General features: G+C 42.2%; 13 protein-coding genes. 5 read left to right on the forward strand and 8 right to left on the reverse strand.

All coding sequences use genetic code 11. The features are described 5' to 3' along the window. The first annotated feature begins 132 nt into the window (after positions 1 to 132). A complete protein-coding gene (locus H5123_RS01460) occupies positions 133 to 567 on the forward strand; it encodes a dCMP deaminase family protein (RefSeq protein WP_124015161.1) in 435 nt (144 codons plus the stop codon). An 82-nt stretch (positions 568 to 649) separates the two neighbouring features. Here H5123_RS01460 and H5123_RS01465 read toward each other — a convergent pair whose 3' ends face one another. Both H5123_RS01465 and H5123_RS01470 read right to left on the reverse strand, forming a co-directional pair. Next, complete coding sequence (locus H5123_RS01465) at positions 650 to 1,444, reverse strand: ABC transporter substrate-binding protein (RefSeq protein ID WP_182696778.1); 795 nt, start codon at positions 1,442 to 1,444, stop codon at positions 650 to 652. 462 nt (positions 1,445 to 1,906) lie between these two features. Continuing rightward, positions 1,907 to 2,662: an ABC transporter substrate-binding protein gene (locus H5123_RS01470; RefSeq protein WP_124015163.1), complete on the reverse strand. Its 756-nt coding sequence runs from the start codon at positions 2,660 to 2,662 to the stop codon at positions 1,907 to 1,909. Positions 2,663 to 3,124: 462 nt separating this feature from the next. Between H5123_RS01470 and H5123_RS01475 the strand changes: the two genes are divergently transcribed. From H5123_RS01475 to H5123_RS01485, 3 genes are all read left to right on the forward strand, one after another. Further along, entirely contained in the window at positions 3,125 to 3,721 is a 597-nt protein-coding gene (locus H5123_RS01475) for a protein tyrosine phosphatase family protein (RefSeq protein ID WP_182696779.1), read from the forward strand. Positions 3,722 to 4,515: 794 nt separating this feature from the next. Beyond that, positions 4,516 to 5,490: a DUF1852 domain-containing protein gene (locus H5123_RS01480; RefSeq protein WP_182696780.1), complete on the forward strand. Its 975-nt coding sequence runs from the start codon at positions 4,516 to 4,518 to the stop codon at positions 5,488 to 5,490. 44 nt (positions 5,491 to 5,534) lie between these two features. Beyond that, entirely contained in the window at positions 5,535 to 6,581 is a 1,047-nt protein-coding gene (locus tag H5123_RS01485) for a methionine synthase (protein WP_124015166.1), read from the forward strand. Positions 6,582 to 6,649: 68 nt separating this feature from the next. On the opposite strand, the gene H5123_RS01490 is transcribed toward H5123_RS01485, so the two are convergent. From H5123_RS01490 to H5123_RS01505, 4 genes are all read right to left on the reverse strand, one after another. Continuing rightward, on the reverse strand, positions 6,650 to 7,597 hold the full coding sequence (locus tag H5123_RS01490) for a hypothetical protein (protein ID WP_182696781.1): 948 nt from the start codon (positions 7,595 to 7,597) through the stop codon (positions 6,650 to 6,652). A gap of 313 nt (positions 7,598 to 7,910) precedes the next feature. After that, positions 7,911 to 10,595, reverse strand: a complete 2,685-nt coding sequence (locus H5123_RS01495) for a TonB-dependent receptor domain-containing protein (RefSeq protein WP_124015170.1) — start codon at positions 10,593 to 10,595, stop codon at positions 7,911 to 7,913. A gap of 86 nt (positions 10,596 to 10,681) precedes the next feature. Continuing rightward, positions 10,682 to 13,504: a hypothetical protein gene (locus tag H5123_RS01500; protein ID WP_182696782.1), complete on the reverse strand. Its 2,823-nt coding sequence runs from the start codon at positions 13,502 to 13,504 to the stop codon at positions 10,682 to 10,684. A gap of 230 nt (positions 13,505 to 13,734) precedes the next feature. Then, a complete protein-coding gene (locus H5123_RS01505; protein WP_124015172.1) occupies positions 13,735 to 14,109 on the reverse strand; it encodes a hypothetical protein in 375 nt (124 codons plus the stop codon). 303 nt (positions 14,110 to 14,412) lie between these two features. Between H5123_RS01505 and H5123_RS01510 the strand changes: the two genes are divergently transcribed. Further along, positions 14,413 to 15,621 carry a potassium/proton antiporter gene (locus H5123_RS01510; protein WP_124015173.1) on the forward strand — a complete coding sequence of 403 codons (1,209 nt, stop codon included), beginning with the start codon at positions 14,413 to 14,415 and terminating at the stop codon, positions 15,619 to 15,621. Positions 15,622 to 15,688: 67 nt separating this feature from the next. Here H5123_RS01510 and H5123_RS01515 read toward each other — a convergent pair whose 3' ends face one another. Further along, the gene (locus tag H5123_RS01515; RefSeq protein WP_182696783.1) at positions 15,689 to 16,906 is read right to left on the reverse strand and encodes a M56 family metallopeptidase; all 1,218 of its coding nucleotides are present in this window, start codon (positions 16,904 to 16,906) and stop codon (positions 15,689 to 15,691) included. Continuing rightward, positions 16,906 to 17,280 carry a BlaI/MecI/CopY family transcriptional regulator gene (locus H5123_RS01520; RefSeq protein WP_124015175.1) on the reverse strand — a complete coding sequence of 125 codons (375 nt, stop codon included), beginning with the start codon at positions 17,278 to 17,280 and terminating at the stop codon, positions 16,906 to 16,908. Before H5123_RS01520 ends, H5123_RS01515 begins: the two co-directional genes overlap by 1 nt. Positions 17,281 to 17,335: the final 55 nt, after the last annotated feature.

Genomic DNA, 17,335 nt, shown 5'->3' on the forward strand with positions numbered 1-17,335 from the left:
CCCTACTTATATAACAAAGGATAAGTGGGTCCAAGATTAGAATATTGAAGGTTGAAGGTTGATTTATCACTGTTCTGCATAGAGAATAGCTGCCAATTAAAGTGATACATAAAGCATAGGAATAGCAATAAGATGATGACAAAATGGGCGATACGCTTTTTACAAATGGCCGAGCTCGTAGCATCTTGGAGTAAAGACCCCTCCACCCGAGTTGGCGCAGTAATCACCGAAAACAATCGCATCGTCTCTTTAGGCTTTAATGGTTATCCTCACGGAATATCTGATAGTGCTGAAACCGATAACCGTGAAATGAAACTGCTAAAGACACTTCATGCAGAAGAAAATGCCATTCTCCATGCAAAACGAGATCTCAGTAGCTGTGAGATTTGGGTGACTCACTTCCCTTGTCCAAACTGCGCCGCCAAGATTATCCAAACTGGATTGCGCGCCGTACATAGTCCACAACCCAACGAAGATTACCTGTCACGCTGGGGAGATAAGATTAAAGTCAGCCAAGATATGTTTGAGCAAGCTGGCGTTCAAGTCGATTGGATGCAGCTAGATTAACTAAGCAGGGACTATGCTCATATAAGTGGGGTCAGAACGAAAGAGCCAAGTGAATAAACTTAACCGTGGGTAGCTCGATGCATCAGTCGTTGATTTCGGGTAACAACTCACGTATTGCTTGATTCAGACGAGCCATAGTCTCTGCATCTACGCTTTTGGAACACATAAGGTAACGATTAAGTCCTGGCGGCATGTCAGAATAATACATTGGCAACAAACCCATGGCACTGATTTCACCCATTCGGTTGATATAATCATAATCTTCTCTGTCTATAAGCATATAGTCGGCCCCATGATTGAGTGACACCATCTTAGCCAAACTCTCCACGGATCGCGCCGAATCTGTTACAGAATGACTTTTACTCTCTATCACCAGATCAAGCTCAGGGCCATAGGACACGTGGGCAACCACGCCGAGCTTGAGTCGTGGATCTTCGAACAATGAACTTAAGCTCTGGTGTTGTTTTACAAGCTCGATAACCCTGGGGGCCACTAGCACCATATGCGGCCTATCTTTATGGATCACCAGAGAAAAATTTGCATATAACTCCCGGTCGGCCAGCTTATACCAGCTGGGGGAGCAGATAGCGTCACTGTCGTTCTGAATATTAGCAAAAATACGCTTAACCGGGACTTCTGAATAAGTTGCTGCAACACCGGCACGGCGGAAGATCTCCTGGGTCATATCGATAATAAAGCCGCGAGGTTGACCACTTTCGCTATAAGTGTAAGGAGGCTTATCACGATACTCAACTCTTACCCCTGGCGTAGCCCAAGCTTCCAGAGTAGAGCAAACAAGAATTAGAAGTGCGAGCTTTCGCATATATAGAAAATCGAAGGTGAGGAGAGTCGTTGAACAATAAACGACAATGCTCATTTTCGCAAATAGAAACCAAGCTAGGGTAACTCGGTATAATTTTGCAAACTCACTAAGGTTGCTGTTTACGATGAATAGATAGCACAGTCCAATCCGTACTAGCCCGAATGGGCTAAGGATAAGGTTAATTCTAATCCGCATGGGGGTGACAATTGACAGGCACAGTGGTACGGATTTGATTGGGGTACCCCATTCAAAAGAATGCATTCATAGCCTGCCTCTTTGATGCACATCAGCGCAGTACAACCGCTTATAGCGGGATGAGTCGCATCAAACGTAACAACAAGGGGGAGCCGTTAAATAGATAGCTTAGGCAATAGTCTTAGATCAAGAGCCTTCGGTGAGAGACGATGGTCTTAATTCACCGAAAGCGTCTATGTTTGAGTGACTATATATTGTCTTGAGTATCTTGCTCGCACAAGGTTGAATGGATGTAGAATGACTAACTATAGTGGCACACAATTACTGCCAATCACTGATCCCATAAGATGATAATATTTTATTGAATTCGCCCGATGCCCTCAGTTTTGCCGTTCCCTCATCAATCAACTTGATGTAGCCAGCAGACGTTGCCTTTGCCGGACTGCAGGCAATATACATTTCTGTCGCCTCGCCCAAAGAGCCCGCCGCAACTATGCCACTAACGCCCATATCTTTAAGTTTTGCTCCCATGACACTGGGAGATTCGGCAACAGCATTTACCCTTCCCGCCTGGAGTTTCTTAATGTTGTTTTCAAGGCCATTATTGGCACCTATGGCATCAAACACACTGGGGTTCTCTGTCACATATTTATCAAATTCATCACCGTAGGCATAACCTTTAATTATCGCAATCTTATTTCCTTGTAGTGATGACAGTCCAGTGTAAGTCCAGCTACCTCCTGCTTTAACAAAAAATACCGTGCTGTCCATTCCCCACGGTACCTGAGGATATATAAAATCTGGCGCGTCATCTTTGTAGGCACCCACCACACAGTCAAATTCGCCCTTACGTACTGAGTCAACAGCGCGCTCCCAAGGCATTAATTTGTAATCCACCGTATGACCTGCAGCAGTAAAAATATTGGTTGCTAACTCAATCATGTAACCTGGTTGCTTAGCATTGGGTTGGCCATTCATGGGAAACCAATTGTCGGCTCGGATGCTAATGGTATCCGCCAATACTGCACTACTGCTAAGAACAGAAACTAAGATAAATGACTTTGTAAATGTCTGCATAACACGTCCTTTGATGAGTTTTTTGTCTTGTCTTACTTTAAAAGTAGACTGGATAGTGACACTAAGCAATTTGGAGTCGATATAGACAAGTTTTAACTCGACAATGATATTTGCCAATCGATATCTATTTCACTGTATTTAACGATGAAAAAGACATTAAACAGCCTTGATACTGATTAGCAAACCAACCCTGAGCGGATTGTTACTCAAGCGAAAGGACAACTTGAAATATTGAGCAATTTATACAACCATTTACACAACAATTGCTCAATAATGAGATTCAGCAGCAGTGACAACAAAAATAGCCTGTGCCCGTTAGCTGCCAATTTAAGGATTGCTATCACTGGTATTAGTTGCAGATAATTGCGCATATCCGACACGCTTGACTATCATCAATGATTAACCAGCTTAGCGGAAATTCGAAACGTGTTATTACATATTCAATCAATCTGAGGGACTCACATGAATATACTGCAACGCTATTGCGTACTGTCAGCTAGCTTATTGTTCTGTTGTTTCTTTTTTAGTGCGCAAGTGTTCAGTGCGGATATGAACAAAGGAGATAGCATGACTCATATTGACACCAGTAAACTTGGCGACATAAAAGCGGTTAAATTTAATAACCAACAAGTGATTACCGCGGGTTTGCCCACAGAGCAGCAATTTGCACAACTCGCTCAAGCAGGTATCAAAACGGTGATAAATCTCATTCCTAATGACAACCCAAATGCATTAAAAAATGAGCAGCAAATAGTGACTCAGCTAGGGATGAATTATCACAATATTAGCGTGGACTGGCAGCATCCTACAAAAGAAGATGTTGAGCAGTTCTTTAGCCTGATGAAGCAAAATGGCGACGCTCCAGTGCTAGTCCATTGCGCAGCAAATTATCGTGCGTCAGCATTTTATTATTTATACCAGACCACACAATCTAAAGCGCCTTCAATGGCCGATGCGCTAACGCCTTGGGGCGACTTACAACAAAGCTTTGCTGAATATCCTCAGTGGCAAAAACTGATTGAAGACGTTAAACAGCAATATCAAGCCAAACAACAGTAATGTAAATATTGCGAGCACATTAGCTGAAACCGACAAACTTTTCGATTATCTCTTTGAGAATTCTTAGCTTCAAACCTATGAGAATACAATGGATTGAAGACTATTTATAAAAGAGAAGAATACTTGAGAATGACAAGACGTCAGGCTAGTTTTCGGTGGCAGGGTCGCTCTTTGGCACCTGACCCATATGGATATGGGGAATGTCAGTTGATGTCGAGAACATTATTGACCATGCCGCCACGACATTCGTGATTCCATTCACATCAGCTCCCCATGGAAAACGTTAGAATTTTCACTCTTTACAAATCAGATGGACCGAAGCTGACTACAAATGAAGTTAAAAGCGGGATCTATTTCGTCGCCATTTTTTCACTGCTATTGTTTGGTTAGATAGTGAAAATGTTGCAGGTTTTAGTACAAAAATATCTCCAGTCTCTTCAATAAGCACTGGCTAACAAGGTCAGATAGCCTGTTATTCAATGCTCATATTATCCAAAATTGTCATCCGACACCGCAAACTATGTCTAGGTAATCACGCTTATTTATAATCATGAATACTGCTCATGTAGCAGGTGAAATAAAACCGTTTTTCTTCATGTTTCGACCCACGTATAAATAACTCATGCTTTTAGCGCCAAGCAATATTACAGCTGCTCCCTAAGTAAGCCATCAGGCACCAAGCAAACAAAGCGGTAACAGCGACTTGCTCAGAAAATCAGTACGAATAGCACGTATCGATAAAGAGCAAACATAAACTCCGGCTTTTAAATCACAAAATTGGATACCAGATCATCATGAATAAAGATTTCACATTTACGATTAAGAGCATTTGTCTCGATGAAAATTATCATCCATCAAACAATACACGTATCACCACCAACTTTGCTAATTTGGCCAGAGGAAGCTATCGCCAAGCAAACTTGCGCAACGCGTTGAAGATGATTGACAACAGTTTTAATGCCTTAGCGAATTGGGATAATCCTAAAGGCGATCGTTACTCCGTCGAACTTGAAATCATTTCTGTTGATATGGATATTGAAGGTAGTGGTAAAACCTTCCCATCGATTGAAATATTGAAAACGAATATTGTTGATCATCAAACTAATCAACGCATTGAAGGTATTGTAGGAAATAATTTTTCCTCTTATGTGCGGGATTATGATTTTAGCGTATTACTGCAGGCTCATAATAAAAACCAGCCCAACTTCAGTATTCCAGATAACTTTGGCGAGCTGCATGGCAAGCTGTTTCAGTATTTTGTTAATTCAGATGCTTACAAACAAAATTTTAACAAAACGCCTGTTATCTGCCTTAGTGTTTCAGATAACAAAACCTATCATAGAACTGAAAATCAGCATCCTGTATTGGGTGTTGAATACCAGCCAAATGAGTCGTCTTTGACTGAGCAATATTTCAAAAAAATGGGCCTACAGGTACGTTATTTTATGCCGCCAAATAGTGTTGCGCCGTTGGCTTTCCATTTCTTTGGTGATCTACTTAATGATTACACTAATCTTGAGCTTATAAGCACCATCAGCACCATGGGAACCTTTCAAAAAATCTACCGACCAGAGATTTATAATGCGAATGCCGCTGCTGGAAAGTCCTATCAACCCAATTTAAAGAACCAGGATCATTCATTAACGCAAATTGTTTATGATCGAGAAGAACGTAGCCAGTTGGCTAATGAGCAGGGAAAGTTTGCTGAAAAACACTTCATCAAACCATATCAAACGGTGCTTGAGCAATGGTCTGCCAATTACGTTTAATCGCTGCGTTTAATAATTACACCCAATATACGGCATGATTTATTATGAAAAAACTTATTAACAAAAGAATACTACCCACTTCAACTGCAGGCAGTTTACCTAAGCCTTCTTGGCTCGCTGAACCCGAAACACTTTGGTCACCTTGGAAACTACAAGGTGAAGAATTAATTAAGGGCAAACAAGACGCGTTACGTTTGTCATTACAAGATCAACAACATGCAGGCATTGATATTGTTGGTGATGGTGAGCAAACACGCCAACATTTTGTGACTACGTTTATTGAACATCTTAACGGCGTTGATTTTAATAAACGTAAAACCGTTAAAATTCGTGATCGCTATGATGCCAGTGTGCCAACGGTTGTCGGCCCGGTTAGTCGCCAAAAATCAGTTTTTGTTGAAGATGCCAAGTTTTTACGTCAGCAAACCACACAGCCCATTAAATGGGCTCTGCCAGGTCCCATGACAATGATAGATACGCTTTTTGATGACCATTATAAAAGTCGCGAAAAGCTAGCGTGGGAATTTGCTAAAATACTTAATCAGGAAGCCAAAGAATTAGAAGCGGCAGGTGTTGATATTATTCAATTTGATGAGCCAGCATTTAATGTCTTTTTTGATGAGGTAAATGATTGGGGGATTGCTTGTTTAGAAAGAGCCATTGAAGGACTAAAGTGCGAAACAGCTGTGCATATTTGTTATGGCTATGGCATCAAAGCCAACACAGATTGGAAAAAAACACTGGGATCAGAGTGGCGACAGTATGAAAAAGCTTTCCCTAAACTACAGCAGTCTAATATCGATATTATCTCACTAGAATGCCACAACTCTCATGTGCCCATTGAGCTGCTTGAACTCATTCGAGGTAAAAAAGTGATGGTTGGTGCCATAGATGTAGCAAGCAATACTATTGAAACACCAGAGGAAGTCGCCAATACACTCCGAAAAGCACTTCAGTATGTCGATGCCGATAAACTATATCCATGCACCAACTGTGGCATGGCGCCCTTACCTCATCATGTCGCAAGAGGTAAGTTACATGCATTGAGTGCAGGGGCTGAAATTGTTAGAAAAGAGCTCTCGGCCAAGTGATTGTTGAACCTTAGGGGTTAACATTTATTCAATTTAGGCGATTTCATCGCAGCGCGGGCGCAAATCACCTAAAATTGAGTTCGATAAGCCTTTAAATCAACTTTATACAATGGCGCAGGTAGATTTTCAGACGTGATGTAAATACTGCGGCCATCTTGACTAAAACTCACCGCTTCGGCTTGTCTGATACTGGGTAAATTGATCTGTTGTGGCGGTGAAGAAAACAGCGTTAACCAATCGCCTGGCTCTGTTTGAGTAAAATAGAACGCGTGAGTGTAGGTTAATACCACCGCCGATAAGCCATCAGCAGAAATGTCCATCGCCGTTGGCTTTCCGGCAAAACCTATCCAAGTATAGATACTGGTGTAATCGAGCATCGCCGATGGTAACGGCGCTATCTCGCCCAACTTTTTTGCTTGCCTGTTGAACTGTTTAGTTGAATTAGCGGCTAGATTGTTAGCTGAATTTGATTCAGTTTGTCCTAAAGCAGGATCGATCAATGGCAACTCATACAAAATCGGCAATTTATCGCGTTTAGTCAGAAGCAGTATTTTTTGCTTGGCAACATCTACCGCTACAGATTCACTATCGTGAGCACCATCTCCATAGGTAAATGTCATACTCCAACTGGGTTTGACCGAGAGTAGTTTATTACCGTGTAATTGACTCAAATCAGGCTCTTTGATCAGATGTAATTGATACTGCGATCGTTGCGTCTGGTTATCACCGATATCGGCGATGAGTAAATAAGACTGATTGTGATACGTAAACGAGGCTATATCTTCCCAATCGATACTTTTTACCCCTTCAACGTTAACCGTTGCCAGCTGCTTACCACTTGAGTCAATCGCAAACAATCGCGCCGAATCGCCGCTATCATTATGTACCCATAATACCTTGTCATTAAGTCGCGATATGGCTAAACCACTGGCCTCATCAATATCAGATGACACAATCGTACCGGCTTGAGTGAGCCCTAGAGGCATAGCACAAGCACTGGCTGATAACGCTAACATTATGTAAACACATATTTTAAGGTGAATGGATACGGATGATACTTTGGGCATTAAGGTGGTTCCATCGAGAGTTCAATCATGAGCGAATCTGTATTCTACCCAATTTGGAATGAAAAAGTGTCAATGTCTAAACTGGGGTTAATCTATTCATCATGAGGATAAGCTGAACTTATATGAGTTTCGCTGCGATATAACCTAAAAAGGCCACTTTCTTTGTTCCGAAGAAAGTGGCCGTGCACATTTTTAGCGATTGAAATGATGAGTAAAAATCACTAAAAACCAGTACTCTTCTAAGTCTTAAAACTAACGCGTATTAGTATTGATAACTAAACTGCAAGGTAAATTCAGTGCCAGGATCTTTGGCATAAACTTCAATATCTTGCTGTTGGTATTCCGTGGTTTCACCTAAGATATTCTTCGCTTTTAACTTCACAGTAGTGCTGGTTGTCGGGAAGAAACTATAGGTAAAATCTAGGCTGTGAAATGGCTTTTCTAATACATCATCTAAACCACCACGTCCGCCGTAGGCAATGCGTTCGCCAAACACGTTATATACCAATGTAGCACTGTGATAACTGTCTGATGAGTCGTAACTTAATTGTAAGTTAGCTACCCATTGTGAATGCCCAGTCATACGACGCGTTTGGTTGGTTGGGTCAATTTCGCCATTAGCAGCGATATTGATTTCTGAGTCGCCAAGGGTTAAGTTCCCCGCCACAAAGAAGTCTTCCCAAATACTGCCTTCGCTGCCCAAAAACGCCAATTCTTGTAAAAACTCGGTTTCAAGACCATACACATAACCCGACTCGGCGTTATAAAACTTCAGCTGACGGCCGGCTTCTGAAATACGTTGAATAGGTTCAATCGGTGCGTCTACATCCTTGTAGAACGCGCCCATACTGAAATTGTTACCCGAATCTGAGTAATATTCCCAACGTAAGTCGAAGTTTAGAATGTCGGAGCTCTTAAGTTCTGGATTACCGAAGAAATCAAAATCGGTAACCGGATCTTGGAACCGCACTGGCGATACTTCACGGAGATCTGGACGCACTATGGTTTTACTTGCGCCTAAACGCCACTGAGTGGTGTCGGTTTGTTTCCAGGTTAATGATAACGACGGGAACCAACCATCTTCAGCGATGGCGTAATCAGCCAAATCGTAACGGCCACCTTCATCTGAAATCTGTCCATTTGGGTCAATAGGCAAAGTGACACGGCGGAAGTCTTCGTAGCGAAGACCAGCATAGACTCGCCATACATCGTCAAAGTCGATGTCCATGCTGACAAACGCAGCATCGTTTTTCTCGGCGGCAATGTAGTCTTCAGTATCGGTTGACGCGTCTTTCAACTCTAGCCCTAGAGTGTTGTCGTTGATATTTTTATCAGAGAAAATATCATTAAAGTCGCCGGATAAAATACCACCGTTAACATCTGTTGGGCTTAAATCAACATCAAAACCTAAGCGGGTAGCATAGCTTTCTCGGGTGCGTTCAAAATATTCATAACCCGTTGTCAGTTTAATCACTGTGGCATCTAAATTGATTGGGTAAGTAAAGTCCCAGGCGTAGTTTTGAGTGTTATCTTCTAAGCGACTGTAGACATACTTAGGTGCATCTTGAGTGTTAAGATTGCGAGAGAGCAACTGGTTGTTTGCATCTAAAATCACGTTATAGGTATACGACACTTCATTTGGTGCATAACGCTCAGAACGTGCATCAGAAAACTTCCAATTAAATTCAGCGTCATTCAAATATTCAATGAAATGATGACCTTTTATTTGATTACTGATTAATGAACGTTCTTCGTAATCAATAGCATAAACTTGCAGTGCATTAGGCTCGCCTAAGGTATCGATAGTTTCTTCAATACCCGTTGATACGTCATCTGAGGTATCTTGAAGATAAGTGGTGAAGGTTTCTATTTTATGGTTGTAGCCAATTTCTAAACCTAAGTTCAACATGCCAGACACTTGCACTATCGAATCGGTGCCAACAATATCTTTTTGGTTTTCAACTTGCACTTGGCTGCTGTCGCCATCAAGTTCAACTTCACGTTTAGTGTAATTTTCAGCTTGTTTCTTGTACGACACCGCAGACAAAGCACCAAAAATGATGTCGTCGCTAATGTCCCAACGATCACCAATGGCAATATCACCGCGCACGGCAGGATCAGTACTTTGACTTTGTAGCGTCATGTCGCGATACATATCTAACGCTAACTCACGGTTAATTTGTTGCGCCGCAGGATAATTAATCGCTCCATTTGAGCCACTGACGATATCAATCGGGCTGATGCCACCGTATTGATCAATAGTATTATTAATGTTGCTTGGCATACCGCGGGTGCCATCGTCTTGGCCAGTCCAATCATCGCCACCACCGTTATAGGTGTAGCTGTCATTCGAGTCATTAGTGTTATAACGACCGCCCACAGAAGCTTTAAAAAAGAAGTCTGCAGGGATAGATTTAGTACGAATATCCACATGTCCGCCACCAAATGCTGCTGGCGCATTGGCTGACGCTGACTTTTGCACCGATAACGATTCAATGATCGATGCAGGGAACATATCCAGTGGCACTACGTTACGGGTTGGATCCGGTGAGGGTACAGTCGCGCCGTTAAGCGAAGTACTTGAATAACGTTCACCCAGACCACGAACATAGATAAATTTACCATCTTTTAAGGTCAAACCTGTCACACGACGAAGCGCTGCTGCTGCATCACCGTCACCGGTTCTTGAAATTTGTTCTGAGCCCATAATATCGGCTACAGCAATTTGTTCACGACGCTCTTCGGTTGCTTCTGATGCTGAGCTGCGTAAACGCCCTGTCACTGAAATCACTTCAATGGGTTCAATCGGAATCACTTCACCAGGATCACGAACAGGCGCGGGTTCTTGCGAGTATACGGGGGTTGTGGTTAATAACGTTGCCGCAGAAATCACAGAGATAATGGCAAGGCTTAACTTATTAACGGTAAAACTCGGCTTGGTTTTCATACTTATACTATCCTGTATGCGGTTCAGAGATAGCCGCCCTTGCGAGCGGCTATTAATAGGTCACAGATTTAGTTCATCAAAGGTGATTACTGTGGAAAGTAAGCCCAACCTTGACGCCAGTCATTCTGGCCATCGAATGCACCAATAAAGTTGGTTGATTCGAAGAAGCTATCATCTGTACTTAAATCTTTACCTTTACCAAGTAGTGTTGTATCGGTTGCTGCTGGCATGCCGTCAGTGATAGTCACTGCCGTTGCAGAGTTACCTTGTTGACCCAAGAACCAGGTTTCAGTATTAATCGCGGTAGTACCTGAAGTCTTGAATGGCTCATTACAATCGATAATTGAATGAGACATCACTAAGGTGTTGTTATTCACGTTATCAACCAAGCTTGATACTGAACCATCTAGCTCTAAACACTCACCAGACTCAGTGTCAGCAGTACTACCTTTGCGGCCTTGCACAAGTACGTTGTATAACTCACCAGCAGTACCCACTCGAAGTAAGATACCTTCGCCGTTGTCACCGCTAGCGTTTGCAGTATCTGTACCGGGTAGAATAGTGAAGTTAGCTAACTTAGGGGCAGAAACAGGGGTCGCTGCTGCGCCAGCACTGCTGCTATCAGCTTCAATACCGCGGTTTGCATTGCCGTCTTCATGAGTGATGTAGACAAACTGTGCTTTACCCGTCCAACCATTGGTCCAGTCTAAGCTGTCATCGAAGTTGGCTGTTAAGTAGACATATTTCAAGTTTACAGCACCGCCCCAAAACTCAACGCCATCGTCGCCGTTAGCGTGAATTTGAATATGGTCTACTTGAGTTCCGCTGCCCACTGCCGCAAATGAGATACCGTTCATTTCTTGAGTATCATTGACTTTAAAGCCAGCATACTTAACTACTACGTAACTGATTTGTCCGCTGTTATCTGCGTTGTCGTTACCACCATATGGGAAGTCACCTACTTCAAACGATGCATCACAAGCCGTTTTATCTGGGCAGGTATTTGTTAAACCGTTACCTAAGATAACTAATCCACCCCATTGTCCGCGCTCACCAGTGGCACCGGCAATAACATCTTCTTCAGACGTCATTTCGATTGGGTGAGTAGCACTACCTTGAGCCATAATTTTAGAACCACGGCTAATGGCAATATAGCTGTTAGATGTCGCGAATAATTTAACACCCGCTTGAATTGCTAATGTTGCCGATGTGGTTTTATCTGCCCCGACAAGAACAGCGCCGCCATCAATTTTGTACATCACGTTCTGACCAGCAAGTAAGGTCGTGTTACTCAGAACATTCCCTTCTAGGGTACAAATAAGCGTCACTGATGCATCTTTATATAAACCCGCTGTCGCAGCTGAAGCTGTGGTGCCAACAGGACAAGAAGTTAACACCGGCAGCTCAGTTGGTGTTGGCGTCGCATCATCATGGATTGCTGTAGTCCAACCAGTCGTCCAATCATTTGTGCCGTCAAATGCACCAATATACTGGGCATTCACTAAGCGAGAATCAAGGTTGCTTAAGTCAGCTTTACCACCGGTTAAGGCTACCGATGATGAATTAGGCATATAGTCAGTTAAATCTGCTGCAGCAACTAAGTTACCGTCTTGGTCGTTAAACCATGCTTCAACATCTAATGCCAATGTACGGCCTTCTGCTGCATCTGCCTTAGCATTTTTAAACGGCTCAACACAGTCAATTAAACTGTTCTGCATAATTAATTCTGCAGTATTGGCATTGTTTACTGTGTCGTCATCGTTAACTTCTAAACATTCGCCCGAATCAACATCACCTTTAACGAGCATGTTATAAGCATTAACACCTGTGCCTTTACGGAACAAAATGCCTTCTGCATCGTCACCGCCACTGTTAGTGCCGTTAGCGACTTGGATAGTGAAGTTGGCGAGTGTTGGTTTCGACATAGGTAATGCGCTTGCATCGCTGTTACTGTCGGCTTCAATACCACGGTTAGAACCGTTATCAGCTTGACGAATATAAACGTGTTGTGCGCTACCTTGCCAACCGTTAGTCCAATCTAACGAGTCATCAAAGTTTTCTGTTAGTACGATATTGGTAACGGAAACATTGCCGCCCCAAAATTCAAAACCATCATCGTTATTCATGTGCACTTGTACGTGATCAACTTCAGTACCCGCACCTACAGCAGCAAAACTGATGCCGTTCATTTCTTGTGTGTCGTTAATTTTGAAACCACCAAACTCAACGCGTACATACTTGATTGAGCCAGAATTATCTTCAGTATCGTTGCCGCCGTAGCTATGGTTACCCACTTCAAAAGACGCTGAACAATTGGTTAAATCAGGACATGTGTTTACCGGTGCATTACCAAGTAACACTAAGCCACCCCACTGACCCGCTTTACCCTCTTGCCCTAAAGCGGTTTCAACTGAAGTAAATACGATTGGCGCAGTTGCTGTACCGTCGGCAATGATTTTTGAACCACGGCTGATCACTAAATAAGAATCGCTACCACCGAGTATTTTAGTGCCGGGCAAAATAGATAACTCAACTGAATTAGCGTTATCGCCACCGGCGATGACAGCACCATCTAGCTGCCAAACAACATCATTACCTAGTACAATTTTGTCGCCATCTTGGCCACCAGTAGTCACGGTTGATGCGGCGGTTGAAGGCGCTAATGTTCCTTTTAATACCCAAACTTCTTTTCCATCAACAGCAGTCATTGTGGTGCTTTTAGTTGCAAAGCCACTGTATGATTTTTCTTGAGCTGTCTGAGTTGGAGTAGTTGGCGTTGTTGGTGTGGTAGGGGTAACAACATCACTACCTGTATTGATATTAATATCGCCACCACAACCAGCGAGCCCTAATGTTGCAGCAAGAGCAGTAGAAAGTGCAGTCAGTTTAAAAAGATTTTTCAGTTCCATTATCATCTCCGGAGACGGATGTAAGCATGTGAGTAAGTTGGCTGGATGACAAACTAACCTGCAAAAATGACAAAGAGACTGCTTAAATATTACGCTTACATTTCATTAACATTTCAGAAATATTCAAGTTCAATGGTACTGCGGCTTAGAAGGGATTTTACTTGCGAAAAAAATTAACAAAAAAGACAAAAAAATAACTTAACAACTGTTTGCATAACAAATAATACTGGTTAATTGATGCTGACATATACTGCCCATAAGCCAAATATCAGCGCACTAACACCAGCAGGTCTGAACCAACTAATACAATGTGTACCGGCCCATAAAGCAAACATCTTATGATATTTTTCAGTCATAAAAACTAGAAAAACTGCAATGATAAACAGCAAGTTAGCTATCACCTCAAACACTAGCGGGAATGAAGTATTATCCGCATCGAGTAACAATGCTGCGCCAATCATTAACCGAGAAATGATTTCGACAGCATGAAAATACCTTTGGCGACTAAATAGAACAATAGCATCAGCAAAACCTTGTGGCTTAAGCAACATAAACAGCCCAACACAACTGATGATAACGCCCCAAACACTAATTAATATCGCCATGATGTCTCCACAATGCACTTCTATATGCAGATATTAGCACCAAATAATGTAATGAAAATGTGGCAAACCAATATTGTTGAGCAGGAAAAAAGATCTATCAATTATGATGAAAGCTAAAGTAAAGTGGCTCATAGCCGTTATTTATAAATTCTGATACCTGAACGCATGCTCGTTGGTGCAAATCACTGATGAGTTATAAATTAATATTAATAACTATTAATAAATACTCATAAAGCAAGTTTGGGCTAATTTAATGTTAAAATAGCCATTTAGTAACGTTTAAATTAGCCAAGGAGTGCCTATATGCCATCTGATATCATTATTTTAGGGATCTCTATTCTTATTGCTATTGGCATTTTGCTCCATCACCCTTCTAAGACATTAGGCCTACCCTCACTCTTAATTTTCATGGGTGTAGGACTTGCCTTTGGTAATGGGGAATTTGGTTTTGTATACGATGATCTGCAACTGACCTCGTTGATTGGCACTCTCGCATTAAACACCATAGTATTTGTGGGCGGGCTGAATACACCAATGAAAAATATTCAATTTTCTTGGAAAGAAGGCGGCATGCTGTCCACTGCCGGCGTCATCTTCACGACAATCATTTTTGGCTTTATCCTGAATGCCTTACTCGACTTTAACCTCATTACTTGCATGTTATTTGCGGCGGTAGTGTCATCGACTGATGCTGCAGCCGTATTTTCTATTTTAGAATCCAAAAAACTTAAATTAAAACACGGCACCGGCACTATTTTAGAATTCGAATCGGCCACTAATGACCCGGTCGCCTTGCTGATGGTTATCATGCTAACCGACTACATTATCAATAGTACTAACGGCGCTCCGACAACAATATCGATACTATTAAACCTAGGACAACAAATTGGTGTTGGGGCAATTATTGGCCTATTGATGGGTAAAATAACCGTTTGGACATTGAATCGTATCAAACTACCTGAATTTGGACTTATTCCTGTATTTATTTTGGCGACTTTTGCCATCACAGTATCTGGTACCGAAATATTAGGCGGTAACGAACTGATTGCGGTTTACATTACCGGAGTGATTATTGGTAACTATTTAAAGAAAGGTGCTGAAGTCAGTAAGCATTTTTTTAATGGGATTTCTTGGTTAGCGCAATCATTAATGTTTATTATTTTGGGCTTACAAATATTCCCGCAGCAGTTATTACCTGTGTTTATGGTGTCTTTACTGCCTGCTATCTTGCTTATTCTGGTGGCACGGCCATTAGCGGTGCAATTGTGTTATCTGCCCTTTAGGCAAGCAACTTGGCGCAAGCGTTTGTTTGTCTCTATGATAGGTCTAAAAGGCGCTACGCCAATTGTATTTGCGCTGATCCCCGCTGCGGCAGGTGTTGAAGGTTCGCGAGAAATGATCCACATGGTGTTTTTTATTGTGCTGATATCGGTCATTGTTCAAGGCGCAGCCATCGAACCACTTGCCAATAAACTGGGACTCAAATTAAAGCCCAAACCGCCTCAGGTTTAAAAATGATTCAATGCCCCATAGCAATGAGGCATTGAATCATTTTCAATATTGGCGATATAACTAAACCCTAATTTACTGTGATTCTCTCCACTGATTTTTCAGGCTGATGGATCACATAATCTAACTGTACTTGTACGTCTTTAAAACCATCTGCTGAAGTTTGATACTGCCACTGTTCAAGCGCCTCAACTGCCGATGCGTCGAACATTTGTTTTGGCGCTGACTTCATTACCCTAACATTACTCACTTTTCCTGCTGGGCTAATATCAAATATCATTTGCACATAGCCGTTGAGCCCTTCTTTAGCGGCATCTATGGGATAGCTAGGCTCAATTCTGATTACTGGCATTGCCATAGCATCAGTGTTGGTTTTAGCCTTAAGATTGTCACCTGCCAATGCCTGCTGATTAAACATAAAGGCACTCATACCAATAACCAAGGTCATTCCAACCAATGCTAGCGTGCTTTTTCCATGTTGCTTTTTCATCTGTAAGATCCTCTCTTTTAAGATAGTTTTGTCCCCATAAGGGGTGTGTAGCATGCTCAAAGGTGCATGCTGTGAATAGGCCAATAGTGTTTTGCTATAGGCAATTTTAGCTTGGGTTTTCATGTCGGCGGTCACTTGCGCATCACATGACAATTCTTGATCTTGTCTAAATCGGCGGTAGCTGAGCCACATCAAGGGATTGAACCAAAAAAACACGGTTAAGCCATAAGCCAATATATTCATCCACAAATCACCACGTTGATAGTGATACATCTCGTGCTGAATAATGGCTTGCTGCTGGCTATCATCGAGTTGCATAAAGCTATGAGGGACTAAAATACTGGGGGTGAAAAATCCCGCTAACATAGGTGATTCAATCTGAGAATGAACCAGCACCTTAAGCTTGCTAGAGCTTACCTCTAGCGGTTTTGCATCATTAATTAACCGTTGCAGATTGGCGTATTCCATTACGATATTAATCACTAATAAGGCAACCACTGCGGCGTAGAGATAAGGCAAATAGCGTTGATCAAGTAAACCTGCCGACAAGGCAACAGTATCGTTAGCCAACACATAATATTGCTCGATGACTGAGACGCTATTACCGCTGCCAAACCAGCTAAAGTGCTGTGGTAATATCATTTGCAGTAAATCGGCAAAAACAAATAGCGGCACTGATATCCACATAAAATAGGTATAGTGCGCGCCAAGCTTAGACAATAAAAACCGATGTAATAGCAGTATTGCCAAACACACCATACTCAGTGAAAGGGTTTGTTCCATAAACCAATTGATCATCACTTTTGTTCCTTTTGCCAATCATCGAGTAAAGTTTGCAGGTCGGCGACATCTTCTGCCGACAGTTTGTTTTTCTGCGCAAATCCGGCAACCAGTGGGGTTAACTTGCCGGCAAACATGCGATCCACAAAAGAAAGCGACTCTTTAACGGTATAGTCCTGCTCAGCGATTAACGGTGAATAATGGTAAACCCGCCCCTGTTTTTCAAAACTGACGGCTTGTTTTTTAACTAAACGATTAAGCAAGGTTTTCACCGTTTTCTCATGCATGTCATGGCTTTGTGCTAAGGCATCAACCACTTCGCTCGAGGTTAATGGCGACTGTTGCCAAAGCTGCTGCAACACCACTAATTCACTATTGCTGATCTCTTTCATGCTATACCGCTCATTTGTTGTTAAAACTTGTGAGGACAAAAAAGGATTACAGACG

Origin of the sequence: Shewanella sp. SR43-4, from assembly GCF_014163845.1 — a bacterium.
Lineage (GTDB): Bacteria > Pseudomonadota > Gammaproteobacteria > Enterobacterales > Shewanellaceae > Shewanella > Shewanella vesiculosa.